Source organism: Pseudanabaena sp. FACHB-2040 (assembly GCF_014696715.1).
Lineage (GTDB): Bacteria > Cyanobacteriota > Cyanobacteriia > Phormidesmidales > Phormidesmidaceae > JACVSF01.
Genome location: NZ_JACJQO010000007.1, coordinates 89058 through 115411, shown reverse-complemented (window position 1 = coordinate 115411; position 26354 = coordinate 89058). Strand labels below are relative to the sequence as shown.

The following is a 26354-nucleotide window of genomic DNA, read 5'->3' as shown; positions in this document are numbered from 1 at the left end:
GATTGCAAATGCCAATGGATCGGTGCGGACGCTGGTTCCACCTATCTTGGCTCACCCGTCCTGGCGCGAATGGCTTAGCCTGTATTCAGTAAAACGTACAGCCTGCCAAGGCCAAGATATGCTGATTTCCCCTGGTTTTGAGCAAAAGTCGGTCGTCACTTCCCTAGGATCAATCGCCTACGCCCTGCCCCAAACGGATTTCTGGTCGCCTGCCCAACCTGCCGAACCGACCGAACCGCTGGTCTTTGCCCACGGCTTTGGCGGCGGATCTTCTAGCTACGAGTGGTCGAAGGTTTACCCGGCCTTTGCTCCCCGCTACCGAGTGCTAGCCCCCGATCTGCTGGGTTGGGGCAAGTCCGACCATCCAGCCCGTAGCTACCGTGTGGAGGACTATCTGACAACGCTCAGCGAATTTCTAGACAAAACCTGTGAAGGGCCAGCTACGGTTGTCGCCTCGTCTCTGACCGCTGCCATGATGGTGCGGGTTGCCATTGAGCATCCTGAACGAGTCAAGGCACTGATTTTGGTGGCCCCAGCGGGACTGGCCGATTTTGGCAAGAGCACAGCTCAGGAACTATTTGCCCAGATTTTGCGGCTGCCGCTGGTGGATAAGGCGATTTATTGGGGTGCGATCGCAACTTCCGATGCCATCCGCAGCTTTCTGCAGGAGCGCCAGTTTGCCGATCCCGATCTGGTCTCTGAGGAAATGGTCAGCGCCTACGTGGCCTCGGCCCAACAGCCCAATGCTGAAGATGCAGCCCTGGCCTTTGTGCGGGGCGATCTCTCCTTTGACCTGTCGCTGGAGATGCCCAAATTAGCTGTTCCCACCTACATTATTTGGGGCGATCAGGCCCAGTTTGTTGATGTTAAAACAGGTCGTCGGCTGGCCGAACTTGGCCCCAAAGCTGTTCGTGCTTTTCAGGTTCTCCCAGCAATGGGGTTGACGCCTCACCTGGAGTTTCCAGCCGTTGTGATTGGCCTGATTCGTCAATACCTAGCGCAGATCGAGCAGCCATAAAAGCAAAAAAGGGGCAGGAATGACCTGCCCCGTGGATTATGAACTAGCTAGCAAGAGATTCAAACAGGCTAAAGAAAAGAATTAGGCTTCGTTAGCGGCCCAAATGTCGCTGGTTTCGGCATCGGCTGCATCGGTTGCAGTTGCCGCGGCAGGTGCGATCGCAGGGGCATCAGCGCCTTTCAGTTCACCCAAGTTGATCTTCACAACTTTATTGCGAGCCTCGACTACTTTAGGCAGAGTCAGGGTCAGCAGACCATTGGAGAAATCAGCCTGAATGTGGTCATTTTGAATGGCTTCGGGCAGCGTAATCACGCGGCGGAAAGTGCCATAGCGCAGGTCATCAAACAACACTTTGTGGCCTTCAGCGGCCTCAGCAGCTTTGCGCTCACCCGTAATCACTACGGCTTCTCGGGTAGCTTGAATGTCGAGATCTTCAGCTTTTACGCCCGAAAGCTGAATGTGCAGAACATAATCGTTGCCGGTATCAACCAGCCGCACAGCTGGAGCCCAGGTCGATCTGACAGCAGTTGACATATCCGTTAGTTCACTAAAAACGTCATCAACTTGACGGCGAAGGGCATCAATTTCACGGAAAGGTTGCCAATAGCGAACCATCATCTTAAACCTCCAAGAGCTGTTACCGAAGAGTGAGGCTTTAACCGCTCTCTCAATCTTTCTACAGTTTCTATAATGCTGAATTTTCTAAGGGGTAAACAGTCGAAAGAACCCTACTCGCCAGCCGTATTTCCCCACCGAACTAACCGAACCGTACTGACCGAACAGCTAACAGCAACCAATGGATTCTTCAAAGTTTTCTGTATCTGCAATTGCAGCATCTTCAACTCAACCTTGAATCGGCCTTCTCAAATTCTCGGAGCATCTGCTTCTCGCTAATTCCTCCGCTTCAAGGGCAGAGGGGGAACGTAAACTCGCACTTTCGACAGTTAGCAACCAAATAACTTCTCCTAAAAATACTTAATCGAGCCCTACCGTATGATCAAGCCATCTTTGCTACACACAACCCAATCCAATGAGCCAAACCTTTCTCATCACAGGCGCATCCAGCGGCATTGGCTACGAACTCGCTAAAGTCTGTGGTCGCGACCGGCACAACCTAGTTCTAGTCGCCCGCCGTGAGGAGCCCTTAAAAGCTCTCAAATCCGAGTTAGAAAGCGCCTATGGCATTCAGGTGTGGACCTATAGGGCCGACTTGACTCAGGCAGAAGCCCGGCAGCAGCTGTTTGGCTGGACTCAAGCTGAAGGCATTGCTGTTGACGGGCTAGTGAACAATGCTGGCTTTGGCGACTACGGCCCCTTTGTAGAAACAGATTGGGACAAACAGGAGCAGATGATTCAGCTCAACGTGCTGGCGCTAACCCATCTGACACGGCTGTTTCTGCCCGCAATGGTGGCGCGGCAGCAGGGCAAAATTCTCAATTTGGCTTCGACAGCAGCCTTTCAGCCAGGACCGCTGATGGCGGTTTACTTTGCCACCAAAGCCTATGTGCTGTCGTTTACCAGTGCGATCGCAAGTGAGTTAGAGGGCACAGGCGTCACTGCCACCACCTTTTGCCCCGGCCCCACGACCTCCGAGTTTCAGGAAAATTCGGGAATGGGGCAATCTAAGCTGGTGCAAGGCCGCAAACTACCCACAGCAGCAGAGGTCGCCGAACTTGGCTACCAGGCCATGCAGCGAGGAGAGTGGGTTGCCGTTCAGGGCCTAAGCAATCGGGCGCTAACCTTGGCCTCCCGATTCTTGCCCAGAAAGCTGCTCACCAATGCTGTGCGCCAGATGCAGTCTCCCGCCTAAGCCGTGGCCTGAGCCATTGTGCAAGCGACCCCAACACTCTGCCAAATGACCGAGGCTGCTGGCTGCTTTTTAGCAGAAAGCTATCATAGGTAGAGAGTTGACATTTCTTAATACTGGCCTAACCTTACAAAATTCTTTTCAAAACGCCTCTCAAAACCCTTCTCAAAGCCCTTTAAGCACGCTGACTGCATGAGTGATTCCACCCCATCAACCAGCCCCATCAAACGGTTTATCGAGAACAAAATCTTGCTGGGCCAACCCCTGACTCTGGAGTTGACAGCGATTCTCCTGGTTTACTTTGTCCAGGGCATTCTCGGTCTAGCCCGTCTGGCAGTCAGCTTTTTTCTGAAAGACGACCTGGGCCTCACTCCCGCCGAAGTCGCAGCCCTCACCGGGATTGCTACCCTACCGTGGACGATTAAGCCCGTGTTTGGCTTTCTGTCTGATGGCTTTCCCCTATTTGGCTATCGGCGGCGGCCCTATCTCATTCTTTCGGGTTTTTTGGGGGCTGCTGCCTGGGTAGCTCTAGCCACAGTGGTGCAGACGGGATGGGCTGCGATCGCAGCCATCACCCTGAGTTCACTCTCCGTTGCCGTCAGCGATGTGATCGTCGATTCCCTAGTCGTTGAACGCGCCCGCAACGAGTCCCAGAGCGATGCGGGATCTTTGCAGGCTTTAGCCTGGGGCACCTCTGCCGTGGGAGGCTTAATTACGGCTTATCTAGGCGGCCTGTTACTACAGGAAGTATCGACCCGCACAGTCTTTGCCATTACAGCCCTCTTCCCGCTAGTGGTGTCGGTAGTAGCCTGGATGATCGCCGAGTCTCCAGTAGAGCAAAGGCCGAACATGGCCGTGGTCTGGGGTCAGGTCACCGATCTGCGCAAGGCCATTAGTCAAAAAGCGATCTGGATGCCTGCCCTGTTCCTTTTTTTGTGGCAGGCGACTCCCTCCGCCGATTCAGCTTTCTTCTTTTTCACTACAAACGATCTGGGGTTTCAGCCAGAATTTCTAGGCCGAGTGCGGTTGGTAACCAGCCTAGCTGCGCTGGTAGGCATCTGGATTTTTCAGCGGTTTCTGCGGGCGGTTTCCTTTCGCACCATCTTTGGCTGGTCTACCGTTCTCTCCTCTGTCTTGGGCATGACTACGCTGCTGCTGGTTACCCATACCAACCGCAGCCTCGGTATTGACGACCATTGGTTCAGCCTGGGAGACAGCATGGTGCTCACCGTGATGGGCCAAATTGCCTTCATGCCTGTGCTGGTGCTATCGGCCCGTCTCTGTCCTCCGGGGGTAGAAGCCACGCTTTTTGCCCTGCTAATGTCAATTGTCAACCTGGCCGGGCTGCTCTCCCATGAGTTGGGAGCCTTGCTAACCCACTGGCTAGGCGTGACCGAGAACCAGTTTGACCGTCTCTGGCTGCTGGTGCTAATTACCAATCTGACGACGCTGCTGCCGCTGCCGCTGCTGTTTCTGCTGCCTAATACCTCCTCCCAAGGTCACCCGGAAGACGAAGCAATGCCTCAGATACAGGCCGCTTCCGGCGCTCAGCTCTCCTTGTCTTTAGAGAACGAGATTACTGACACCCCCGTTGTGGTGAGAGACCTAGATATGGAGCTGCAGAAATAAGCATCTTCCGTTTTCTGTCCCCTGCTTAAAAACTCCTTCAAAACTGCCCCAGCCATGCTAACCAGTGAAAAGAACCAAACTTCAGCCAGCCAAAGCTTCAGCCTAAAAGACTGGCAGGGCGGATACCGATCTCAGCCCCAAGAATTTGCTTACTGGATTGAGGACATCGAGGGTCAAATTCCAGCTGACTTGGAAGGCACCCTCTTTCGCAACGGCCCTGGCCTGCTCGATGTCGGCGGCTACCCCGTCAAGCATCCCTTTGATGGTGACGGCCTGATCAACAGCATTGCCTTTAAGCAGGGTCGAGCCTTTTTCCGCAGCCGCTACATTCGCACTGAAGGATATGTGGCCGAGCAAAAGCAGGGCAAGCCTGTTTTTCGTGGCGTCTTTGGCACCCAAAAACCAGGCGGCGTCTTGGCCAATGCGTTTGACCTGAAGCTGAAAAATATTGCCAACACCCACGTTGTCTACTGGGGCGGCAAGCTGCTAGCGCTCTGGGAAGCGGCAGAACCTCACCGCCTCGATCCTCAAACCCTAGAAACCATCGGTCTTGATGACCTAGAGGACCAAATCGCGCCCGGTGGTGCTTTTACGGCTCACCCCAAGTTCGACCCCGGCCACCACAGCGGTCAGCCCCGCATGGTCGGGTTCTCGGTTAAATCTGGCGTTTCCAGCACCATTACCCTCTACGAATTTGACCTGGACGGCAAACCCCTCTCCAGCCATAGCCACACCGTGCCGGGCTTTGCCTTCCTACACGACTTTGCTATCACCCCCAATTACGCCATCTTTTTTCAAAACCCGGTCACCCTCAACCCGCTGCCCTACGTGTTGGGGTTCAAGGGTGCAGCAGAGTGCATCGCCTTCAATGAAAAAGCCCCCACCAAGATCGTTGTGATCCCTAGAAACGGCGAGGGGCCAGTGCAATTTATTGATACCGATCCCTGCTTTGTATTCCACCACGCCAATGCATTCGAGGTTGACGGGCGTATTGTCGTAGACTCCATTCGCTACAGCGATTTTCCCTCTCTCAAAGGCGGCGAAAACTACTTAAACGTTGATTTCGACCAGGTGCCCGAGGGTCAACTCTGGCGCTTTACTGTAGACTTGGCCGCTGGCACCGCAGATCCCACGCCTTTAGTTAGCCGCAGCGTTGAGTTCCCCACACTAAACCCCGAACGGGTGGGGTTGTCTCACCGCTATCTATTTATTGGGGCAACTCACTCACCAACAGGAAATGCACCCCTGCAGGCCATCCTAAAGCTGGACCTAGAGACCCAGCAGGAGCAAATTTGGAGCGCTGCGCCCCGAGGCTTCATTGGAGAGCCGGTCTTTGTACCCCAACCCCAGGGACAGTCAGAGGATGCGGGCTGGATTTTAATTCTGGTCTACAACGCTGAGCGCACCTGCTCTGATCTGGTCATTCTAGATGCTCAAAACCTGGAGGCTGACCCCGTTGCCCGGCTCAAGCTAAATCACCATATTCCCTACGGGCTGCACGGCAGTTTTGTGGAGACCTATTTTGGCCCGGCTTAGATAGATAGCCTATTCGCACAGGATGGGCACTCTGAGGCAGTTACCGACTAAGCCCCTCTAACTGTTAACGATATGCCCTCAATGACAGGCGATACTTCTGTGTACTATCGCCTGACGTCGCAAAAACCGGGCGTCAGGCTTGAGATTTGGGAGAGCCCCTTAGGCAGTGCCTGCTCTGACTTGTCTTTTCTCTTTCGGGTGCAGTATTGCCTGCCCACAGTTTCAGCAGCCCAGGCAGCCCTGGAGCGATATCTGCTGGCCAATGACTATTCTCCCAGCGAGGCTCGAATTGCAGCGGATGGTGAGACTTCACCTCTAGACTGTCGCTCTATCGCAGCGACCCTGCCGGACTGAGAGGATTTTGGGTCAGCTTTATAGGGCCTGTGTGATGGCTCTTATAGCCAGGCTTTGACTATCGCAACTACCAGCGGCCCTACTAACAGCGCTGGCAAAAATGAGGCAACCCTGACTTTACCGACCTCTAACAGGTTAAGGCTAAGCCCCAGGATAATCATGCCGCCGATCCCCGTCACGATGAGAATACGGGGGTCGTTGGTTGGATCGGGCAGGGCTGTGGCCAACGTGCCCGCCAGCAGCGACAGTCCAGCTTGGTAGACCAAGACTGGCAGAATCGAAAAGCCAACCCCTACGCCATAGCTACCTGTTAGCGCCACGGAAGCTAAACCGTCCATCGTGGATTTGAGGGCCAGGATAGTGTGATCGCCAGAAAGCCCATTGTTGAGGCTGCCCAAAATCGCCATGGGGCCGATTACAAACAGCAGACTAGCCGCCACAAACCCTTCCGTAAAGCGGCCCCCGCCGCGAAACTGCTTTTTCAAGAAATCCCCTACCCCTATCAGGCGTTTCTCGATCTGGCCCCATTCTCCCAGCAGCCCCCCGGCTACCATCGCCAGCAGCGCCAGAATAATGCCGTCAATCGGTCCGGCTTCGATTCTAGGTAAGCTCTGCACCATGCTAAAGCCGATCACTAGGGTCATTAGCCCTACTGCCTGGGTAATAATCTGCCGCATGGCTTGGGGCAAGCGATCGCGCAGCAGCAGCCCAACGCCAGTTCCCAGCAGAATCGTCATGACATTGATCCAGGTGCCGCTGGTTTTAGCCCAAAACGAAAGCATGGCAAAGACTCAGGTTAATCTCTAGTAAGACAAATAAAAACGAATTGCAGTCAACGGAAGCTATGGTTCCCCAAGTCAGCCTGACTCGCGCCCAGACTTACGATCGTAACGAGTTGCGTCAACATCTGGAAGCCGTTTTGGCTCCCCTAGGCGGTATGGCCGCCTTTGTTAAGCCGGGGGATCGGGTGCTGCTAAAGCCCAATCTGCTGACCGGGTCGCGGCCTACGAAGGAATGCACTACCCGGCCTGAGCTGGTTTATTGCGTGGCTCAGATGGTTCAGGCTGTGGGCGGAAAACCCTTTCTAGGCGACAGTCCGGCCTTCGGCAGCGCCCGTGGCGTGGCTAAAGCCAATGGACTGCTGCCTTTGGCCGAAGAGATTGGTCTACCGATTGTCGAACTGCATGGGCACCGCTACGCCACTGCTAACAGCGGCGACTTTGACCACCTGCGGCTGTCAAAAGAGGCCATGGAGGCCGACGTGGTGATCAATCTGCCCAAGGTCAAATCCCACGTGCAGCTTACCCTTACCCTGGGCGTCAAAAATCTCTTTGGCTGCGTTCCCGGCAAGATGAAAGCCTGGTGGCATATGGAAGCAGGCAAAGACCGCCAGCGCTTTGGCACCATGCTGGTGGAAACGGCCCGCCTGATCGACCCCGACCTGACGATCCTAGACGGCATTATTGGCCATGAGGGCAATGGTCCTAGCGGCGGCGAACCTCGGCTGCTGGGAGTTTTGGGAGCTTCTGCTGATGTTTTTGCCCTGGATCGGGCGATGGTAGAAGTGCTGGGGGTAAACCCGACAGACGTGCCTACCGTAGCTGAGTCTTTGCGGTTGGGGGTGTGTGGGGAGCTGGATGCGATCGCATTTCCCCTCTTCACCCCCGCCGATCTGCGCGTCACCGACTGGAAGCTGCCCGATCACCTGATGCCTATTGACTTTGGCGCACCCCGCGTCGTCAAGTCTACCTTCAAGCACTTCTATATTCGATTTATTAAAGAGCCCATTGCGGCTTATGCCGGTCGATGACTTAGCCCTAGGGCCTTAACGCTAGGCAGGGGCATGATGTTCGTGCCAGTGACGCGCAATCTCCACGCGACGGCAAACCCAAGCCCGGTCATGGGCCTGCACATGGTCGAGAAACCGCGCCAACGCGGCTGTGCGACCAGGGCGACCGGCTAGGCGGCAGTGCAGACCGATGCTCATCATCTTGGGTGCATCCTGGCCCTCTTCGTAGAGCGTGTCAAAGGCATCTCGTAGGTAAGCAAAAAATTGATCCCCGGCGTTAAACCCGGCATAGGTGGCAAAGCGCATATCGTTGTTGTCGAGGGTGTAGGGAATGACCAGATGGGGCTTGCCGTAGTCATGTATCCAGTAGGGCAGATCGTCTGAGTAGCTGTCGGCATCGTAGAGAAAGCCGCCTTCCTCCACCACCAGACGACGGGTATTGGGACTGATACGGCCCTGGTAAAAGCCCAAGGGACGGGTTCCGATTGCTTGGGTGTGGACGTCGATCGCTTTCCGAATGTGTTCCCGCTCGGTTTCTTCCCCGATGTACTGGTAGTCAATCCAGCGATAGCCGTGGCTGGCGATTTCCCAGTCAGCTTCCTGCATGGCCGCCACCGCTTCGGGGTTACGGGCTAGGGCCATCGCTACACCGTAGACCGTGACCGGCAATTGCCGCTTCGTAAACAGCCGGTGCAGTCGCCAGAACCCAGCCCGACTGCCGTATTCATACATCGACTCCATGTTCATGTTGCGCACGCCCATCAGAGGCTGCGCTCCTACGCTCTCTGAGAGAAAGGTTTCTGAGGCAGCATCGCCGTGAAGAATGCAGTTTTCGCTGCCTTCCTCGTAGTTGATCACAAACTGCACAGCAACTCGCGCATTGCCCGGCCATTTTGGATCGGGCGGGGTGCGGCCATAGCCTATTAGGTCGCGAGGGTAGGGCGGAGTCTGGGCGGATGTAGGGAAATTGTTCATTTGCGCTAATGCCTCTCCAAATAGCATTACGAGTCTGTTGCGCTTGATTTTATCGGCTTCCTGCCTGTAATCCTTATGGGGCATTTCGGGGTGCTATCAAACGCAGATAAGATGGAACCATGCACGACCTGCCAACAAGCAGGTCTGGCACCACTGGCAACGGCTTGTCAGGCTCCAGCCCACAAGTAATTTCTAACCGGGAGAGTTTTAGGTGTTTGATGCATTGGTGATTGGTTCTGGACCTGCGGGACTGGCCATCGCAGCAGCCCTCTGTGAGGCAGGTCTAACTGTCCAAGGTTTGACCCCGACCAGCCCCGATGCAGAGTGGCCCAACACGTACGGCATCTGGTGCGATGAACTCGAAGCGCTAGGGCTTACCGATCTTTTGGCCCACCGCTGGACTGATTCAACGGCCTACTTTGGGCCTGAAGAAATGGCGCTGAATCGAGAGTATGGGCTGTTTGATAAGCGCAAGCTGCAGGCGCATTTACTGGGGCAGTGCGATCGCAACTCTCTATCCTGGTACCAAGACGCGGCCGCCAGCCTTGAGCATACCGCCGACCACTCCCGCATCACGACCCAGGGAGGCCAAGAACTCAAGGCCCGGATCGTCATTGATGCCAGCGGTCACAAACCCGTTTTCATCCGGCGCTCTCAGTCGATTCCCGTAGCCTTTCAAGCCGCCTACGGCATTGTAGGCCGGTTCTCATCGCCCCCAGTTCGCTCTGGCCAATTTGTCTTGATGGACTATCGCTCTGATCACCTCTCTGCCAAAGAACGCCAAGAGCCGCCGACCTTTCTCTACGCGATGGATATGGGCAACGACGTCTACTTTGTCGAGGAAACCTCGCTCTCCCATAACCCTGCTGTGTCCTTCAAGGTGTTGGAACAGCGCCTGCACCAGCGGCTAGCCTACCGGGGGGTTCATCTCAAGGAAGCCCACCATGTTGAGCATTGCCTGTTTCCGATGAATCTACCCCTGCCCGACTTTGATCAGCCCATCGTGGGCTTTGGCGGGGCGGCTGGCATGGTGCATCCGGCTTCTGGCTATATGGTAGGAGCACTGCTGCGACGAGCCCCAGGACTGGCAGATGCGATCGCACAGGCCCTCAACGCTAGCAACCCAACCCCTACAGAGACCGCCCACGCTGCTTGGAAGACTCTGTGGTCTCAGGAAAAGGTGCGCAAGCACTATCTCTACCTCTTTGGCCTAGAAAAGCTGATGCGCTTCGACGAGCAGCAACTCACCAGCTTCTTCACTACCTTCTTCAGCCTGCCCCAATCGGAGTGGTCAGGTTTCTTGGCCGACACTCACCCCACTCCCGAACTGCTGCGGGCCATGCTCCATCTCTTTGGCATTGCTCCGAACAAGGTTCGGCTTGGCTTAATGAATACAGCCGGTCGGGAAGGTCGCCTCTTCTGGCAGGCCGTTACTGCCTAACCAAAACCCTATTCGGTTGGTCTAGTTGAGACGGGCTTGGTGCGATCGCAACCGTAAATGCCATAACTGGCGTCGTGATCAATATAGAGTAGCTTTTCAATTCAGCTGTACTCTTCCTTCAAAGCAGAACCTGTAGGCTCTGGTCGTTGCTTTCAACATTGACATGAAATTGAAGATTCATTAGCCAAAGCCCAGTACCACTGGCAAGTTCAAACGAACTTAACCCTAAACAATAGTCAATAAACTTTCGGTCAGGTCACAACCAGGAGTCGGGCAGCCTAACATTACCCATCACCTGCCGCAGATAAATCTTGCATACAAGCGACGTCTTTCAACGGTCAAGTGCATGGGCATTGTTCAACGTTGGTCTGACTCTAGATTTTGAAAAATTTAGTCTGTCCCATAGATATCAAATCTTCTACTGTCAGAGAAGACTCGCTTAGTGAAGCAGATATTGTAAGAGTCAACTCAGAGGGGCAAGGAAGATTGTCGGCATAAACTGCTCCAATAAGATTATCGCGATTTTCGGTTTCCTTGCCAATGTAGAAGACATCAGAGAATACTCTCCTTCCTGGCTGTAAATCTCCACAATCAATCTCAACAGTTAATCGGCCAGCAGTTTGATTGACGCACACACTACCTGGTGTTTGAGGTCTGTTAAACCTCATTCCACTTAGATCAGGTCCTAAAGATTGCTTTTCTGGCATTTTAGGAAGCTCTTCCTTTTCAACCAAATCTATCTGCATTAAAGAGTTAATTGAAAACTCGACTCTAACATTCCGTGCAGCGACACGCCCAATATTTGAGATAGATAGTTGGGCCGGACGGAATAGCTTGTATATGTAGATATAGTGAGCTAACTCACGATAATATTGATGATTTGTTCTATAGCTTGATATTAGATCAAGTCCATAGGGATTTTTGGGCGGATCAGGCAAAGATGGAATGCTATGAGATGACGGCAAGTTGTATAATTCAGCTTTAATTGATAAGTGTGAGCCAATTAGTTTCCCAGTATCTGGGTTTGAAAATACAACCGAAAGATTAGCGTCAATCTCTTGAGGTTCCACCCTCATTTGTGCAATTTCTTCCAAAGTAGCCGGTTTTGTTGGATCGGTTGAGCTCCCTCTCCTCACGTAGACTCGCTCTTTATCCAGCTTTCCATATTTCTTCTTAAGATATATTGGTCTTGTCTGTTGCTCAATTCGAATAACACCTACTTGCTCGCCCTCAATAGCTACAGCTTCGTAATGAAACTGAACTGGCTGATTACTGAGGCTGTTAATAAATTGCTGAAGTGTGTGATCATCGAGATGATTTTGTATTCCTATTACTTTACTTTTCCCTCCGCGTATTTCCTCTACTCCAATCAAGATGTACGCCTCGGATCTTCGCCATGCATTCGCGAATCCTAAAATGTCCTTAACAAGTTCAGACTTCTCTTCCTCAGTTGCCTTCGAGAATGGATATTGCTCTTTTTTAAAGTCAAGCGTTGGGCTTTCTTCTTCGTAAAGCAGGCTTTCAAGTAGCTGAGTTTTCATTTAATTGATTTTGCTTCTCAGGAATTAGTTTCTGTGTCAGCTTACAGGGTTGATTCGTATCCTAAGAGTGTACGTCGAACTAGTAATTGAGCGTCAGATCTGCTGGATAACGCCCTAGTTTTAAGGAGTTAAATAGAACATTTGATGCCTAATTCTGCTTATTCGAGGTGTCATTCAGCAGTTTTGATGTCTAATTCTGAGGATTAGGGGCATTATCCGGCGCTTTTAATGGATAAACACCCCTGACTCTGAACTTATCCATCATCTGTTTATGCCATTGTATAAGCCGGAGCTTTGTGAAAGCCTTTCGAGCAAGGTAAGTAGTGATTGGGAGTTTTGTCCTGCGCTCTCGCTGCTCCCCCAGCTCAAAAAAATCCCTCTATACGGTTGACGTTTGCTGAGCGCACACCGTATTCTCATTCATTAAGCTGTCGCGACTGGCAGCCGATCCCGGAACTCATCGACTTAGCGCCGCCTGCAAGTGTTACCAGCACAAACAGGCGACTAGTCCCCCGAAGCTGACCTAAGCAGTTCGGAGGCTTGGAGGTTAGTTTACCTCCCCAGCCGCCCCGACCGCACACACCGACGGGGCTGCTAGGAAAGTGAGTTCTGGTTTCCTACATCCACATCGCAATAGGAACCCAGAACCACCATGTTTCAATCAACCGAAATGGGCGCTCAACCGCCCACCGTTCCGCCTGCCCAATCGAGCAAGGCCAAACCCAACCGCCAGAAAGTCACCAACGTACTGTACGGCAGCCTCGAAGCCCTCGACCGCATGACCAAGTATCTCCATACCCTGCACTACGCAGACCCCAATGAGTGGAGCGACCCCATCCCCAGCGGCAAAGACTGCCAGTGGATGGTGGTTTTGATCAAACACCTGATGATTGAGTAGCCCTCAGCCTAATAGCCCAGGGATGTAGGGTGCATTCCTGGGCTTTCACCGACTATCCTCGGAAACTTGCCAATAAAAAAGCGCCCCCTCTTGAGGACGCTTTTCTTTCAAGGATTAATCCTTAGATTAACCGTTGATGACAGGAGCAGTTAACGCCACAGGGGTGGGCTCACCAGCAGCCAGGTCAAGGGGGAAGTTGTGAGCATTACGCTCGTGCATCACTTCCATACCCAGGTTGGCCCGGTTGATCACGTCAGCCCAGGTGGCAATCACACGACCCTGTGAGTCAAGCACGGACTGGTTGAAGTTGAACCCGTTCAGGTTGAACGCCATCGTGCTGATGCCCAAGGCAGTAAACCAGATGCCAACAACCGGCCATGCACCTAAGAAGAAGTGCAGAGAACGGCTGTTGTTGAAAGAAGCGTATTGGAAGATCAAACGACCGAAGTAGCCGTGGGCTGCAACGATGTTGTAGGTCTCTTCTTCTTGACCGAACTTGTAGCCGTAGTTCTGAGACTCAGTCTCGGTGGTCTCACGCACCAGAGAAGAAGTCACCAAAGAACCGTGCATCGCGGAGAACAGAGAGCCGCCGAAGACTGCTGCCACACCCAGCATATGGAAGGGGTGCATCAGAATGTTGTGCTCAGCCTGGAACACGAGCATGAAGTTGAAGGTGCCCGAGATACCTAGAGGCATGCCGTCAGAGAAGGAGCCTTGACCCAGAGGATAGATCAGGAAGACAGAGGTTGCAGCCGCCAGAGGTGCGCTGTAAGCAACGCAGATCCAGGGGCGCATGCCGAGGCGGTAGCTCAGTTCCCACTGACGCCCCATGTAAGCAAAGATGCCGATGAGGAAGTGGAAGATGATCAGTTGGTAAGGGCCACCGTTGTAGAGCCACTCATCCATCGAAGCCGCTTCCCAGATGGGGTAGAAGTGCAGGCCGATGGCGTTAGAAGAAGGCACAACAGCACCAGAGATGATGTTGTTGCCGTACATCAGAGAGCCAGCAACAGGCTCACGGATACCGTCGATGTCTACAGCGGGAGCACCGATAAAGGCAATAACGAAGCACACAGTAGCGGAAAGCAGTGTGGGAATCATCAGCACACCAAACCAGCCTACATAAAGGCGGTTGTCGGTGCTGGTCACCCACTGGCAAAACCGCTCCCATGCGCCCACACTGTCGCGGGTACGAAGGGAAGTAGTCATAGTGATGATTGCCAAATGAATAAACAGTCAATCAGATGAATAACAGGAATGAATTTATGGTTACTCACCTGAGAATAAAATAAAGTTTCTTGAGGCTTAAACCCAACCCTAAGACACAAAGCTTTAATTCATTGAACAAAAGTAAATAGCTATCCAGGAGGCCACTGCAGCGGACGTCCTCCAAGGATATGCATGTGAAGATGGAAAACGGTTTGCCCGCCATCATTTCCAGTGTTGATGACGACGCGATAACCATTCTCCTGCAGGCCCGACTGTTGGGCTATTTCCTTAATAGTTAGCAACATGTGACCCAACAATTCTTTGTCTTCTGCTTCAGCCTCTGAGAGGCTCGGAATCGGCTTTTTGGGGATTACGAGAATGTGGGTTGGGGCTTGGGGGTTGATGTCGGTAAAAGCCAAGCACAGGTCGTCTTCGTAAACGATATTGGCCGGAATCTCTCTGCGAATGATTTTGCCGAAAAGAGTGTCACCGCTCATGCTTGCGTACTGCTAAGGGATTGGGTCTTCGTTATTTTACTGGGTCAGGAGTTCGAGAGTTGGGGAAGTTGGGAGGTTAACGGAGATAAGGGAACTTTGGAATCTTCTGCCTTCTACCCTCTGCCCTAACCATCTCCCAGCAAATCCTCCCAATAGCCAATCTGCTTCCTCATTAAAGGAACGACCTTTCGGGAAGACCTGTGGATTGCATGAGCCGCAGCTTCCTTGGGCAACTCTGGAGGACTGCTTTCTTGAATAGAAATAGGAAGCGGCAACGGTGAAGGATTACGATTCATGGCAGCCCCCGGCGGTCTTGCGATGGATGTCTTTAATGCTAAGGATCAACTGCCTGGATCAAGCGATTTTGCAAGGATTGTTTGCTAAGCAAAACCGATCAAGAAAAGAGCCGCAGCAACGCTACGGCTTCACTGAACTTAAAGGAACTCCAGTCAAACTTGGTTTATTGGGCAGCAGGCAGGGCTGCAGGCCGCAGGCTTACGGTCTGTTGCTGCCCGCTCCGCAAAATCTCTAGGGAGAGGGGTTGCCCAACTTGAGAGGCTTCAACAGCTCGTTGCACTTGAGCACTTTCAGTAACCGCCTGTCCCTCAATGCTGCGGATAACATCACCCGCTCTGAGCCCTGCCCGAGCCGCAGGAGAATTCGGAACTACCTGAGCAATCAGTACCCCTTTGTCTTCGCTGACTGTGAGATTGCTGTTGGGGTTGCGGTTGAGATCTTCCTTAGTTTGGGGTGACAGCGTCAGCATCTGAACGCCTAGGTAGGGGTGGTCTACCTTACCGTTGGCAGCGAGCTGATCGGCAATGCGCTGAACTGTATTGATGGGAATGGCGAACCCTAAACCCTGGGCTCCACTCAAAATGGCTGTGTTGACCCCAATCACTTCACCGCGAACGTTCAGCAGGGGGCCGCCAGAGTTACCAGGATTAATAGCTGCATCAGTCTGGATAAACTCTACGCGCTTGTCGGGTACGCCAACCTGGTTGCTGGAGCGCCCAGTAGCACTAATGATGCCCGCAGTAACAGTGTTGTCTAGGCCTAGAGGGTTGCCAATTGCGATCGCCCATTCTCCTGGCTGCAGCGCATCAGAGTTGCTGAAGCGCACGACCGGTAAATCATTGGCATCGATCTTGATAACTGCTACGTCAGTGACTGGGTCTGTGCCCAGCACCCGACCATCTAGCTGACGACCATCTTTCAGGGTCACCTGCACAGTGTCGGCCCCATCAATAACGTGGGCATTAGTAATGATTTGACCGTCAGCTGTGGTGATGAAGCCTGAACCTGTACCTCGCTCGACTTGCCCTGACGGCGACGCAGACAAGCGGCCCCCTCGCACAGTGCGGGCAGCGTCGATTCGTACTACGGCAGGCCCAACCTGGTTAACGATACTGGCAATAAAATTAGAGTCTTCGGGAACAATCGGTGTGCTGTTCTGAACCGGAGCAGGGGTTTCTCGGTTCAGCAGCCCCTGACCTGGAAATACGGCTTCGACTGCCGCAGGCTGGTTTTGAGACTCGGGAGCCTTCTGGCTGTTGAACACGCGTACCCCTTCGGTGCTGGCGGTCGCTACCCCAGCCCCTAACATGACTAATGCCAGGGATTTCCCGACCTTACTGAAGCGGTTGGTACGCGAATCCCGTGACACAGGTTTGACCATTCGACTCACCTCTGCAATGACTTTGGCTGATGTATTCATCAAGATAAACAGCCCTTGTGACAGGAGAGTGGCTCTACTTTGTCAAGATTGTGACGCCGGTAGTCCTTGTGATTTTGCTCGGTATTCAGGGATTAGTATTTGATGCGATCGCGCCCCTTCTCCGGCTTATTGGGACCAGTATTCTTCTCAATAAACTCGATAATCTTGGCCGCCACATCAATACCTGTAGCCGTCTCGATACCCTCTAGGCCAGGAGAAGAGTTAACCTCCATCACTACTGGGCCGTGGTTTGAGCGCAGCAAATCCACTCCAGCGACCCGCAGCCCCATTGCCTTGGCCGCCCGAATCGCAGTGCTGCGTTCCTCTGGAGTCAGGCGGATCTTGCTGGCAGTCCCCCCTCGATGCAGGTTGGAGCGAAATTCGCCCGCCCCTCCCTGGCGCTTCATTGCCGCCACCACTTTTTCACCAATCACAAAGCAGCGAATGTCTGCGCCACCCGCTTCCTTAATAAATTCCTGCACCAGAATATTGGCGTCTAGTCCTCTAAACGCCTCAATCACAGACTTAGCAGCCTGCTGAGTCTCGGCCAGCACCACACCAATGCCCTGGGTTCCTTCCAGCAGCTTGATCACCAGGGGAGCCCCACCAACGATGTCAATCAGGCCCTCAATATCCTTGGTTGAGTGGGCAAAGCCTGTAACCGGCAGACCGATCCCTTGACGCGCCAGGATTTGTAGACAGCGCAACTTGTCCCGAGCACGCGAGATCGCCTGAGATTCGTTGGCCGTAAACACTCCCATCACCTCAAACTGGCGCACGACCGCCGTTCCATAAAATGTATTCGAGGCTCCGATGCGTGGGATCACTGCATCCATGTCTTCCAGCGGCTTGCCCTGGTACATCACGATTGGTTTGTGGGAGGTAATGTTCATGTAGCAGCGCAGGTGGTCAATCACCTGCATGTCATGCCCTCGGCCCTCCCCGGCTTCCTTCAGCCGCCGAGTTGAGTACAGCGTCTGATCTCTTGAGAGAATAGCAATTTTCATATTGATGGGAAATTCTTAGACTTTAGGTCCGTGCAGACGCTTTGAACTTTGCAAATAGGAGCGACCTGAATCTACCAAGAAACGGTGTCGAATCGCCTGCCGCCCCAGCAGCATCCGAAAGCCCATTACATCCCGGTTGGTCAAGGTCAGCTCGATGGGCCAGAGCTGACCATCGAGATCCACAGGCGTTTCGATTACGGCGCGCAGCTGGCTATGCCCCCCAGAATCGCGGACGACCCTTTCATCTAGGAGAGGCACTTCTGCCGTTACTACGTAAACACTGTCCCGCTGTAGGGGGTGAACTTTGAACCGGACCATGCTCTGCCCCTGAGATTGAAACGTCTCAACGTCAAAGGCATGAATTGCCGACGATCTAGCTCCGGTGTCAATCTTGGCCTTAATTCCAGTAATCCCCAGTTCAGGCAGCGCGACCCATTCTCGCCACCCAATAATAGGCAATAAACTGTGGGGCGATGGGGGATGCAGCATTGAGCAGTGACATTCAGGCAACATTTGGCCTTAATCATCGTAACGCCTGATTTAGTTTGGGCATCCTTTCAATCAAAGGAAATTGCTGCCAGGCTGTTATGCTGACAACCCACAGTCGTGTGGTTAATTAAGCTACAATTGTTAAGACTTCTTACAGGTCTGGCCAAGGCTCAATAATTTTCTCTTATCAGTTAAAAATCAGACTTTCCCAACGCTCAAACTCCTGTGATTACCATGACTCTCCCCATTCGCAACGTTGCAATCATTGCCCACGTTGACCACGGTAAAACCACCCTTGTAGATGCACTCTTAAAACAATCCGGTATCTTCCGGGAGGGAGAGGACGTTCCTGACTGCGTCATGGACTCAAACGACCTGGAGCGAGAGCGTGGCATCACAATTCTCTCTAAGAACACAGCTGTCCGCTACAGAGACATGCTGATCAACATCGTAGACACCCCTGGCCACGCCGACTTTGGTGGTGAGGTTGAGCGGGTGCTGGGCATGGTTGATGGCTGTATTTTGATTGTCGATGCCAACGAAGGCCCCATGCCTCAGACCCGCTTTGTGCTGAAGAAGGCGCTGGAAAAAGGCCTGCGGCCGATTGTGGTGGTCAACAAGATTGACCGTCCTCAAGCTGATCCCTTCGGTGCCGTAGACAAGGTGCTGGATCTGTTTCTGGAACTAGGCGCTGACGACGATCAGTGCGAGTTTCCTTATCTCTTTGCCTCCGGCTTAGCTGGGTTTGCTAAGAACAGCGTGGAAGACGAGAGCAGTGACATGCAGCCGCTCTTTGAAGCGATTTTGGACCACGTTCCCCCACCTGTTGGCGATCCTGCTAAGCCGCTGCAGCTGCAGGTAACGACCCTGGACTATTCTGAGTACCTGGGCCGGATTGTGATTGGCAAGATTCACAATGGTGTCATCCGCATGGGTCAGCAGGCTACGCTGATCAAAGAAGACGGCAGCCTTACCAGGGGCAAGATCACCAAGCTGCTAGGCTTTGAAGGTCTGCGCCGGATTGAAATTGAGCAAGCTTCTGCTGGAAACATTGTTGCGATCTCAGGCTTTGCCGACGCCAACATTGGTGAAACCGTCGCTTGCCCCGATGAGCCTTTGGCCCTACCCCTCATCAAGGTAGACGAGCCCACCCTGCAGATGACCTTTGCCGTCAACGACTCACCTTTCGCTGGGCAGGAAGGTAGCTTCGTCACCTCCCGCCAGATTCGCGATCGGCTGATGCGTGAACTAGAAACCAACGTGGCGCTGCGGGTCGAAGAAACCGACTCCCCCGACAAATTCGCGGTTTCGGGCCGGGGTGAACTTCACCTAGGCATTCTGATCGAGACCATGCGCCGGGAGGGCTATGAGTTCCAGGTATCCCAGCCTCAGGTAATCTACCGTGAGGTCAGCGGTCATCCCTGTGAGCCCTATGAGTTGCTGGTGCTAGACGTGCCTGAAGATGGAGTAGGCGGCTGCATGGAGCGCTTGGGCCAACGCCGGGGCGAAATGCAGGACATGCGAGTGATGGGCGACGGTCGCGCCACCTTGGAATTTGTGATCCCGGCGCGGGGCCTAATTGGCTTCCGGGGCGAGTTCATGCGTCTGACCCGCGGGGAAGGCATCATGAACCACAGCTTCCTTGACTACCGACCCATGTCCGGTGACCTCGAAACCCGCCGCAACGGTGTGCTGATTTCCTTTGAAGAAGGCGTTTCCACCTTCTATGCCATGAAGAACGCCGAGGATCGGGGCGTGTTCTTCATCAACCCCGGGACTAAGGTCTACCGAGGCATGATTGTGGGAGAGCATAACCGAGCCCAGGATCTAGAGCTGAACGTCTGTAAGACTAAGCAGCTCACCAACCACCGGGCGGCAACTGGCGATGAACTGGTGCAGCTTCAAACTCCTGTAGATATGAGCCTGGAGCGGGCACTGGAATATATTGGCCCTGATGAAATGGTGGAGGTCACTCCCGAATCCATTCGTCTTCGCAAAATCACTAAGAAGTTGGCAAAGCGGTAAGCTTTGCCGGTAGGTTTTGCCGCTAAGAATAGCAATGGGCACCTCTCAGGGGTGCCCATTGCTATTTCAACAGTCCCTTTGCCTGGACTGGGTATTATGGCCTTAGCAGTGTCGGGGGTAGCGGAGTGTTTGTTCCTGCCAAAATTGCAGACTGGCTTGAGACCCACTGGGTTGCTCCGGCCTACGTTGGTTGGGTCTTGATGGGGCTGGCAGCCTTCTTTTTTGCTGCGGCCACCAATACCCTGGCCGGATGGCTTTATGTCATGAGTGGAGTTTTACTAGGGCTGCTTGCGATCGCAGCCATCCTACCGCCGCGTAACCTCTCAGGGCTGGAGATTGAGCGCCAGCCTATTCGACCCGTATCAGCAGGGGAAGCCCTGCTGATAGATTTGACCCTGACCAACAGCACTCGACAGGCCAAAGCCCTCCTGCAGGTTTGGGACGGTCTGCCTGCAGCCCTAGCCCCACCGCAGCGAACCGCTGTTGCTGCGATCGCACCCGGCCGCTCGCATCGCTGGACCTACGAAGTTCCTACCCAGCGCCGGGGGCTCTACCGTTGGCAAACCGTTGCCCTAAGAACCGCAGCGCCGCTAGGGCTATTTTGGTGTCGGCGATCTCAAACCGTTTCCGCAATGGCTACGGTCTACCCGCAAATTCTGCCCCTAAATCAGTGCGCCCTAGTCGATACAGCAGGTCAAGACAGCGGCCAGCAGTGGCATGCTGAAAATGCTGTACAGCTTGCTACTGAGGGCATCACCCGGTCTATGCGACCCTACCGCTGGGGCGACTCTACCCGCCTAATCCACTGGCGCAGCAGTGCCCGCTATGGCGAGCTACGAGTGCGAGAACTGGAAAAAATCACCGCCGGTCAGCAGGTCGTTATTGCCCTAGATACCGCCAGTGCTTGGGACAGCGAAGCCTTTGAGCAGGCTGTGGTGGCAGCGGCCTCACTTTATATCTATGCGCTGCGTCGGGGCTTTTCCACAGCGCTGTGGACTCCTGAAAACAAGTTGACTCGCAACAAGTTAGCAGTGCTCACTGTGCTGGCTGAGATCCTACCGAGAAATCAGGCCCTAACTGCTGTCCCCGCTCAGCCGCCCCCCCTCTCTGGCCTCCCAGCAGCACCTATCCTCTGGCTAACGCCTCAGCTCAAACCAAAAGGTCAGCTGCCGCCAGGAAGCCGCCAGATCTGCTGGGCTGCCCCTTCCGGGAAAGAGATTCAAAGCGCACCCATTCTATGGATTCGTTCCGATGCAGCGCTGCAGCCACAGCTGCAGGCTGTTTGATATAGGCGCAAAAAAAGGGTGCATTTGATAACAAATGCACCCAAACTGCTCCAGCTACAGCACAACTTGAATTTTTGAACTTTGGCTCTAAAACTGGGCGTAAACGCTTTAGGCTTACCTGCCCCATAGGCCGCGGCTAACAGTGCAAATTCTAAACAACTAACTGATGCTTTTCTGCTTCTAGCTGCTGAATCAGCGACTCATTGCCCTGAGCCCGAGCAACCGCTATCCGATGCTCTAAAGAGCGCTGAATGCTGTCACGATGGGTCTGAGCTGCCTCAGCCAGCAGCTCACGCCGAGCTGCTGCCATTGCATTCGCAGGCCGAGCAGAAATCTGGTGAGCAGGCCGTGCTTCTTTGATTTGGCGCGGCATTGTCTCTACTTGGCCATTAGAATTGGTGTGATAGGAAATCCCTCGGTACTTCAGATCAGCCACAGGCTGAGGAATCGGAATGTGCCGAACATAGGAAAGCCGGTGGGATTGTCCTCTGTAATGACCCAAAATCTCGCTTTCGCTCACTTCTAGTGAGGGCGGATTGTGGTCATATGTAACGCCGCGATAGGTAAGTCTCATTTTTCGCTCCTGCCAACCAACCGTTTAAATAAATGGGGTAAGTGGGGTGCGTTCCTTCGGGAGAGTACTTCCCTACTTCCGTCCTGAGGATAGCTGCTTGCTGAAGCTGATAATCACCTACAGGATGAACGGTAATCTTTGGTTCTGTATCTAATTTTACTATTCCACATCTTTGTCAGCAACTCATGAGTTTAAGGCCAAAATCCAGCCTTTCCTGCTAAAACCCTTACTGACAGAGCAGTTCAGCCATCCTCGTCAATTCTATTTGTATGAAAAGTTCACTCTTTCGATGACTTCGCCTGTTCTCTGGGGTAATTTTTCTAGTTCTTTTTCAGAGTCAAAACGCCCAGAAACACAGGCCCATTGGCTATCAAATTCGACTATGCTGGGATGAGAAGCTATTTACTTTACTTAACGTTTCGCAGGATTCGTTAGCATTTCATGAAGTGTATTATTAACCGCCGGGCCCAGTTCTCTGCAAGCCATCGCTACTGGCTGCCAGAGTTAAGCGAGGCCGAAAACGCCCAACAGTTTGGGCTGTGTGCCCAAGCACCGGGTCATGGACACAACTATGTTTTATACGTGTCGATGGTCGGAGATCTGGATCAGTACGGCATGGTTCTCAATCTTTCGGACGTTAAGCACGTCATAAAGCGAGAAGTTACCAGCCAACTCGATTTCTCTTATCTCAATCAGGCGTGGCCTGAGTTTCAGACAACGCTACCGACTACTGAGCACATAGCCAGGGCAATCTGGCACCGTCTGGCTCCCCACCTCCCCATCGTCAAAATTCAGCTATTCGAACATCCAGAGCTTTGGGCCGAATATACAGGTAATGGTATGGAAGCGTATCTCACAATCAGCACCCACTTCAGCGCCGCTCACAGACTAGCGCTGCCCAACCTCAGCTTTGAGGAAAATTGCGAAATCTATGGCAAATGTGCCCGACCCAACGGCCACGGTCATAACTACCATCTGGAGGTCACAATCCAGGGCGAGATCGACCCGCGCACAGGCATGATTGCTGATTTGGTGCAGCTGCAAAAGGCGGTTGATGACTACGTAGTAGAGCCCTTTGACCACACGTTCTTAAATAAGGACATTCCTTACTTTGCTGAGGTTGTACCTACGGCTGAAAATATTGCTGTCCACATTCGGGACTTGCTGCGGCAGCCGATTCAAGAGATTGGAGCCAAGCTGCATAAGGTGAAGCTGATTGAAAGCCCTAACAATTCGGCTGAGGTGTACTGCACTGAGCCTGCCAGCAACGGTCAAGCCAGCAGCGAGGCTCAGCTAGCGGCTGTTTAAGGGAGCGCAGTAAGTGGGCTTTTGGGAGTGCGATCGCATCTCCTCCACCCAATTACTCTAAATAAAGCAGGGGGCGTCCGGTAACTCCGGACGCCCCCTGCTTTATTACTGCTTAGCCAAACGCGCTAGAGAAGAGCTAGCGAGCCACGTTTCTACTTTTCGGCCGCGACAATTCGCTTTTTCAAGGACTCGTACCGGCGCTTAGCAGTTGTATTTTTGGGGTCTAGCTTCATAGCTTCTTCGTACATCTCTAGCGCTTGGCTGGTCAGCTGCTTTTTTTCATAGCTGTGACCAAGGTTGTTCAAGGCCGTGACATAGTCGGGCGCGATCTTAAGCGCTTCTTTGTAGTTGCGGATAGCCAGATCGTACTGCTCTTGGGCAAAGTAGGTGTACCCCAAAGCATTGTGGATCAGGGCTGCATTCTCAGTTTCTTCTTTATCCAGGTTCTTGAGCGCCTGCTGCAGGTAGATTGTGGACTGAGTGAAGAGCTTTTTGTCGAGGAGCAAACTGCCTAGCTCATAGTATTCCTGAGATGTGCCCTTTTCCTTAGTGAGCTTGGTCTGTAAACGAGACAGCGTGTTTTCGATACGCCGCGTCTTAAACACCTGGCGCAGAACAAAAAACGAAGCGACCCCCAACAGGGCTAGCAGCGTTGCCAGGTAAATTAGGAGTAGATTGCTATTCTCCATCAGCTAATCAAAAAGAAGTTTCTTATCCGGTCCAGTTCCATCTTGACACGAGTTAGGGCAGTCCCCAGTAGGTTGCCCGTTCTTCTAGCCAACCTGTTGTATGCCAGCGGTTTAGAACTTCGTCGATGGATCGGCGTAGTTCGGTGTACTGCCGACCTTTGGGCAGCACGACGGCCAGCGGTGCTGTAGACAGTAGGCTAGGCAAGAGGCGGTAGGTCGGATATTCCTGCACCCAGCCGCTGAGCACCGTAACATCTCCAGCAAAGGCATCGACTTCGCCAGCCTGTAGGGCCGCTAGCGCCCTTTCGTAGGAGGTGACCCCTACCAAGGTTGAGCCTGGAAGAATATAGCGGACGGTTGCCACAGTACTGGAATTGTCTAACACCGCTATCCTGCCCCGAGCGAGGTGCCCCAGTTCCTGTACCGAAGCCTGGCGGGTAATCAGGGCAGTGCCATCAAGGTAATAGGGCACGCTGAAGTTAACCAGGCGCATGCGAGCGGGCGTGATGGAAACTCCTGCGATCGCAACATCCACCCGATCCTCCAACACTGCAGACAGACGTTCAGCATTGGGCACCGGCTGCAGGACAACGGCCTCTGGATCACCCAAGATTTCTTGGGCCAACTGCCGCGCCACATCGACTTCTAACCCAACGAGTTCTCCCGCCGCATCCCGAAAGCCTAAAGGTCGCCAGTTGTCTTTGACTGCGACGACTAAGTAGCCCCGCGCTCGAATCGTTGCTAAGTCAGCTGATACAGCAATTGGGGGCGCAGCGAGCTGCACCCCCAAAATCATGCCAAATCCAAGCAGAGCAAGTCTCATAGGTGTCGAAGAGACGGAAGCGCTAGTAGCGGTGTCGACAGGGGCTGTTAAGCCTTGATAGCAACTTCAACTACTTTGCTAAAGCTTTGAGGATCGAGAACCGCCATCTGAGCCAACATTTTGCGGTTGATTTCGATATTGGCCCTCTTCAGCTGACCGATCAAACGGCTATAGCTGATGCCCTCTTGACGAGCAGCAGCATTAATACGCGTGATCCAAAGACGGCGAAAGTCGCGCTTACGGCGACGACGATCTCGGTAGGCGCTCCGCAGGGCCTTCATAACCTGTTGGTTGGCGGTGCGGAACAGTTTGGAGTGAGAACCCCGGAAGCCCTTGGCGAGCTTCAGAATTTTGTTGCGGCGCTTGCGGGCGACATTGCCGCGCTTGACACGTGCCATGACTTGCTATCCTCAGCGGCTAATAAATTAAAACAATGAAATCAAAACTGGTCAGCTGTAAACCTGCAGGCTGAGCCTAGAGGTAGGGCAGCATCAGATCAACGTTGGGTGCATCAGCCTCAGAGACCGTCGCGATCTTGGAAAGACGACTCCTGCGATCAGGGCCTTTGTGCTGCAGCAGGTGATTTTTGAAGGCTTTGCGGCGCATAATTTTACCGCTGCCGCTGAGGCGGAAGCGCTTAGCCGCTGCTTTGCGAGATTTTAGCTTTGGCATGACAATTCAACAATAATTTCGACACAGTCTTTAATTCTATTACGACAGACTCTGATACGGCAAGCAGATTTGGCGTCGTTGTGCTTAGGACTGCCCATTAAGGTCAGCCATCGATAGCAGAACTTACCCAAGTTGCCGCCCAGAGTGAGAAAATGATCGCACTGATTCAGCAATCAAGACGAGATGACTATGTCTAACCTCAAGCAAGCCTTTAACCAAGGCCGCGCACTCAAAATTATCAGCGGTCTGACCAACTTTGACTCAGCGCGGGTCGCTGCTGTTGTCAGTGCTGCGGACAAGGGTGGGGCCACTCTGGTCGATATTGCCGCCGATGCCGAGCTGGTTCGCTTGGCCAAGTCGCTGACAGACCTGCCTATTTGCGTCTCTGCCGTTGAAGCCGAAGCCTTTTTAGCGCCCGTAGCAGCAGGGGCTGACTTAATTGAAATCGGTAACTTTGATGCGTTTTACGCCGAAGGCCGTCGGTTTGAAGCTCCCGAAGTATTGGCGCTGACCCGTCGCACCCGAGAACTGCTGCCTCACATCACCCTATCGGTGACCGTGCCGCACATCCTGGCTCTTGATGAGCAGGTGCAGCTGGCCGAAGACCTAGTCGCTGCCGGAGCCGACATCATTCAAACGGAGGGAGGAACCTCCAGCCAACCCACTCACCCCGGTACGCTGGGTTTGATTGAAAAGGCTGCTCCCACCCTAGCCGCTGCCCGTGAGATTTCCCGCGCTGTGAACGTTCCTGTACTGTGTGCCTCAGGTCTATCGGATGTAACAGCTCCTCTGGCGATCGCTTCGGGTGCCGCTGGTATTGGCGTAGGTTCGGCTGTAAATCGGCTAGACAATGAATTGGCGATGATTGCCGTGGTGCGACAGCTAGTAGAAGCGCTGCAGACAGTGCAGCGAGCAGCAGTTCGCCGCTAGGGCGATTGCGGTCACCCATCGACTTATTGCTTTGATATGGGGGCATTGCTAAGGCGGTGCCCCTTTTGTTTTTGCTGATCTAGCTAACGGCAACGCATTCAACAAATTAGGCCGCAACAGCGTCTCTCTTGGGAATGAGA

At 53.5% G+C, this 26354-nt stretch carries 26 protein-coding genes and 1 riboswitch; of the genes, 12 read left to right on the top strand and 14 right to left on the bottom strand.

Annotation, left to right across the window (positions count from 1 at the left end):
- The first annotated feature begins 118 nt into the window (after positions 1-118).
- Positions 119-1018, top strand: coding sequence for an alpha/beta hydrolase (locus tag H6G13_RS11540; protein WP_190483382.1), 900 nt, complete (start codon positions 119-121; stop codon positions 1016-1018).
- 81 nt (positions 1019-1099) lie between these two features.
- Here the strand turns inward: H6G13_RS11540 and H6G13_RS11535 are convergent, their stop codons facing one another.
- Entirely contained in the window at positions 1100-1636 is a 537-nt protein-coding gene (locus tag H6G13_RS11535) for an Hsp20/alpha crystallin family protein (protein ID WP_190483362.1), read from the bottom strand.
- Between the two features lie 412 nt (positions 1637-2048).
- On the opposite strand from H6G13_RS11535, the gene H6G13_RS11530 reads away from it, so the two are divergent.
- The 4 genes from H6G13_RS11530 (at position 2049) to H6G13_RS11515 (ending at position 6344) form a co-directional block, all read left to right on the top strand.
- Complete coding sequence (locus H6G13_RS11530) at positions 2049-2828, top strand: SDR family oxidoreductase (RefSeq protein WP_190483361.1); 780 nt, start codon at positions 2049-2051, stop codon at positions 2826-2828.
- 189 nt (positions 2829-3017) lie between these two features.
- Complete coding sequence (locus H6G13_RS11525) at positions 3018-4454, top strand: folate/biopterin family MFS transporter (RefSeq protein ID WP_190483360.1); 1437 nt, start codon at positions 3018-3020, stop codon at positions 4452-4454.
- A gap of 54 nt (positions 4455-4508) precedes the next feature.
- Positions 4509-5990, top strand: coding sequence for a carotenoid oxygenase family protein (locus H6G13_RS11520; RefSeq protein WP_190483359.1), 1482 nt, complete (start codon positions 4509-4511; stop codon positions 5988-5990).
- Positions 5991-6062: 72 nt separating this feature from the next.
- The gene (locus H6G13_RS11515) at positions 6063-6344 is read left to right on the top strand and encodes a hypothetical protein (protein ID WP_190483358.1); all 282 of its coding nucleotides are present in this window, start codon (positions 6063-6065) and stop codon (positions 6342-6344) included.
- 41 nt (positions 6345-6385) lie between these two features.
- Here the strand turns inward: H6G13_RS11515 and H6G13_RS11510 are convergent, their stop codons facing one another.
- Entirely contained in the window at positions 6386-7126 is a 741-nt protein-coding gene (locus H6G13_RS11510) for a DUF554 domain-containing protein (RefSeq protein ID WP_190483357.1), read from the bottom strand.
- A 62-nt stretch (positions 7127-7188) separates the two neighbouring features.
- Here H6G13_RS11510 and H6G13_RS11505 point away from each other — a divergent pair, with 62 nt between their 5' ends.
- On the top strand, positions 7189-8154 hold the full coding sequence (locus tag H6G13_RS11505; protein WP_190483356.1) for a DUF362 domain-containing protein: 966 nt from the start codon (positions 7189-7191) through the stop codon (positions 8152-8154).
- A 21-nt stretch (positions 8155-8175) separates the two neighbouring features.
- Here the strand turns inward: H6G13_RS11505 and puuE are convergent, their stop codons facing one another.
- Positions 8176-9108 (bottom strand): allantoinase PuuE, encoded by a 933-nt coding sequence (puuE, locus tag H6G13_RS11500; RefSeq protein ID WP_190483355.1) that lies wholly within the window; start codon positions 9106-9108, stop codon positions 8176-8178.
- 211 nt (positions 9109-9319) lie between these two features.
- Here puuE and crtL point away from each other — a divergent pair, with 211 nt between their 5' ends.
- Positions 9320-10549, top strand: a complete 1230-nt coding sequence (gene crtL, locus H6G13_RS11495; RefSeq protein WP_190483354.1) for a lycopene beta cyclase — start codon at positions 9320-9322, stop codon at positions 10547-10549.
- A 374-nt stretch (positions 10550-10923) separates the two neighbouring features.
- On the opposite strand, the gene H6G13_RS11490 is transcribed toward crtL, so the two are convergent.
- Positions 10924-12090: an ATP-binding protein gene (locus H6G13_RS11490; protein WP_190483353.1), complete on the bottom strand. Its 1167-nt coding sequence runs from the start codon at positions 12088-12090 to the stop codon at positions 10924-10926.
- A 652-nt stretch (positions 12091-12742) separates the two neighbouring features.
- Between H6G13_RS11490 and H6G13_RS11485 the strand changes: the two genes are divergently transcribed.
- Positions 12743-12988, top strand: coding sequence for a hypothetical protein (locus tag H6G13_RS11485; RefSeq protein WP_190483352.1), 246 nt, complete (start codon positions 12743-12745; stop codon positions 12986-12988).
- 126 nt (positions 12989-13114) lie between these two features.
- Here H6G13_RS11485 and psbA read toward each other — a convergent pair whose 3' ends face one another.
- From psbA to H6G13_RS11460, 5 genes are all read right to left on the bottom strand, one after another.
- Complete coding sequence (psbA, locus tag H6G13_RS11480) at positions 13115-14197, bottom strand: photosystem II q(b) protein (protein WP_190483351.1); 1083 nt, start codon at positions 14195-14197, stop codon at positions 13115-13117.
- A gap of 149 nt (positions 14198-14346) precedes the next feature.
- On the bottom strand, positions 14347-14694 hold the full coding sequence (locus H6G13_RS11475) for a histidine triad nucleotide-binding protein (protein ID WP_190483350.1): 348 nt from the start codon (positions 14692-14694) through the stop codon (positions 14347-14349).
- Between the two features lie 460 nt (positions 14695-15154).
- Positions 15155-16372, bottom strand: a complete 1218-nt coding sequence (locus H6G13_RS11470) for an HhoA/HhoB/HtrA family serine endopeptidase (RefSeq protein WP_242028269.1) — start codon at positions 16370-16372, stop codon at positions 15155-15157.
- A 131-nt stretch (positions 16373-16503) separates the two neighbouring features.
- Entirely contained in the window at positions 16504-17418 is a 915-nt protein-coding gene (rimK, locus tag H6G13_RS11465) for a 30S ribosomal protein S6--L-glutamate ligase (protein ID WP_190483349.1), read from the bottom strand.
- Between the two features lie 15 nt (positions 17419-17433).
- Positions 17434-17907 carry an ATP-dependent zinc protease gene (locus tag H6G13_RS11460; protein ID WP_190483348.1) on the bottom strand — a complete coding sequence of 158 codons (474 nt, stop codon included), beginning with the start codon at positions 17905-17907 and terminating at the stop codon, positions 17434-17436.
- Positions 17908-18141: 234 nt separating this feature from the next.
- On the opposite strand from H6G13_RS11460, the gene typA reads away from it, so the two are divergent.
- Together typA and H6G13_RS29405 are read left to right on the top strand one after the other, a co-directional pair.
- Positions 18142-19932: a translational GTPase TypA gene (gene typA / locus H6G13_RS11455; protein ID WP_190483347.1), complete on the top strand. Its 1791-nt coding sequence runs from the start codon at positions 18142-18144 to the stop codon at positions 19930-19932.
- Between the two features lie 125 nt (positions 19933-20057).
- Positions 20058-21218, top strand: a complete 1161-nt coding sequence (locus tag H6G13_RS29405) for a DUF58 domain-containing protein (protein ID WP_347277466.1) — start codon at positions 20058-20060, stop codon at positions 21216-21218.
- A gap of 151 nt (positions 21219-21369) precedes the next feature.
- On the opposite strand, the gene H6G13_RS11445 is transcribed toward H6G13_RS29405, so the two are convergent.
- On the bottom strand, positions 21370-21792 hold the full coding sequence (locus H6G13_RS11445) for a DUF4278 domain-containing protein (RefSeq protein ID WP_190483346.1): 423 nt from the start codon (positions 21790-21792) through the stop codon (positions 21370-21372).
- Positions 21793-21837: 45 nt separating this feature from the next.
- Positions 21838-21925, bottom strand: a riboswitch (Glutamine riboswitch).
- A gap of 308 nt (positions 21926-22233) precedes the next feature.
- Between H6G13_RS11445 and H6G13_RS11440 the strand changes: the two genes are divergently transcribed.
- The gene (locus tag H6G13_RS11440) at positions 22234-23100 is read left to right on the top strand and encodes a 6-carboxytetrahydropterin synthase (protein WP_190483345.1); all 867 of its coding nucleotides are present in this window, start codon (positions 22234-22236) and stop codon (positions 23098-23100) included.
- Between the two features lie 152 nt (positions 23101-23252).
- Here H6G13_RS11440 and H6G13_RS11435 read toward each other — a convergent pair whose 3' ends face one another.
- From H6G13_RS11435 to rpmI, 4 genes are all read right to left on the bottom strand, one after another.
- On the bottom strand, positions 23253-23789 hold the full coding sequence (locus tag H6G13_RS11435; protein ID WP_190483344.1) for a tetratricopeptide repeat protein: 537 nt from the start codon (positions 23787-23789) through the stop codon (positions 23253-23255).
- A gap of 52 nt (positions 23790-23841) precedes the next feature.
- On the bottom strand, positions 23842-24612 hold the full coding sequence (locus H6G13_RS11430) for a transporter substrate-binding domain-containing protein (RefSeq protein ID WP_190483343.1): 771 nt from the start codon (positions 24610-24612) through the stop codon (positions 23842-23844).
- A gap of 47 nt (positions 24613-24659) precedes the next feature.
- Positions 24660-25010: a 50S ribosomal protein L20 gene (gene rplT, locus H6G13_RS11425; RefSeq protein ID WP_190483342.1), complete on the bottom strand. Its 351-nt coding sequence runs from the start codon at positions 25008-25010 to the stop codon at positions 24660-24662.
- Positions 25011-25086: 76 nt separating this feature from the next.
- A complete protein-coding gene (rpmI, locus tag H6G13_RS11420) occupies positions 25087-25284 on the bottom strand; it encodes a 50S ribosomal protein L35 (protein WP_190483341.1) in 198 nt (65 codons plus the stop codon).
- Between the two features lie 183 nt (positions 25285-25467).
- Between rpmI and H6G13_RS11415 the strand changes: the two genes are divergently transcribed.
- Positions 25468-26214, top strand: a complete 747-nt coding sequence (locus H6G13_RS11415) for a DUF561 domain-containing protein (RefSeq protein WP_190483340.1) — start codon at positions 25468-25470, stop codon at positions 26212-26214.
- Positions 26215-26354 lie beyond the last annotated feature (140 nt).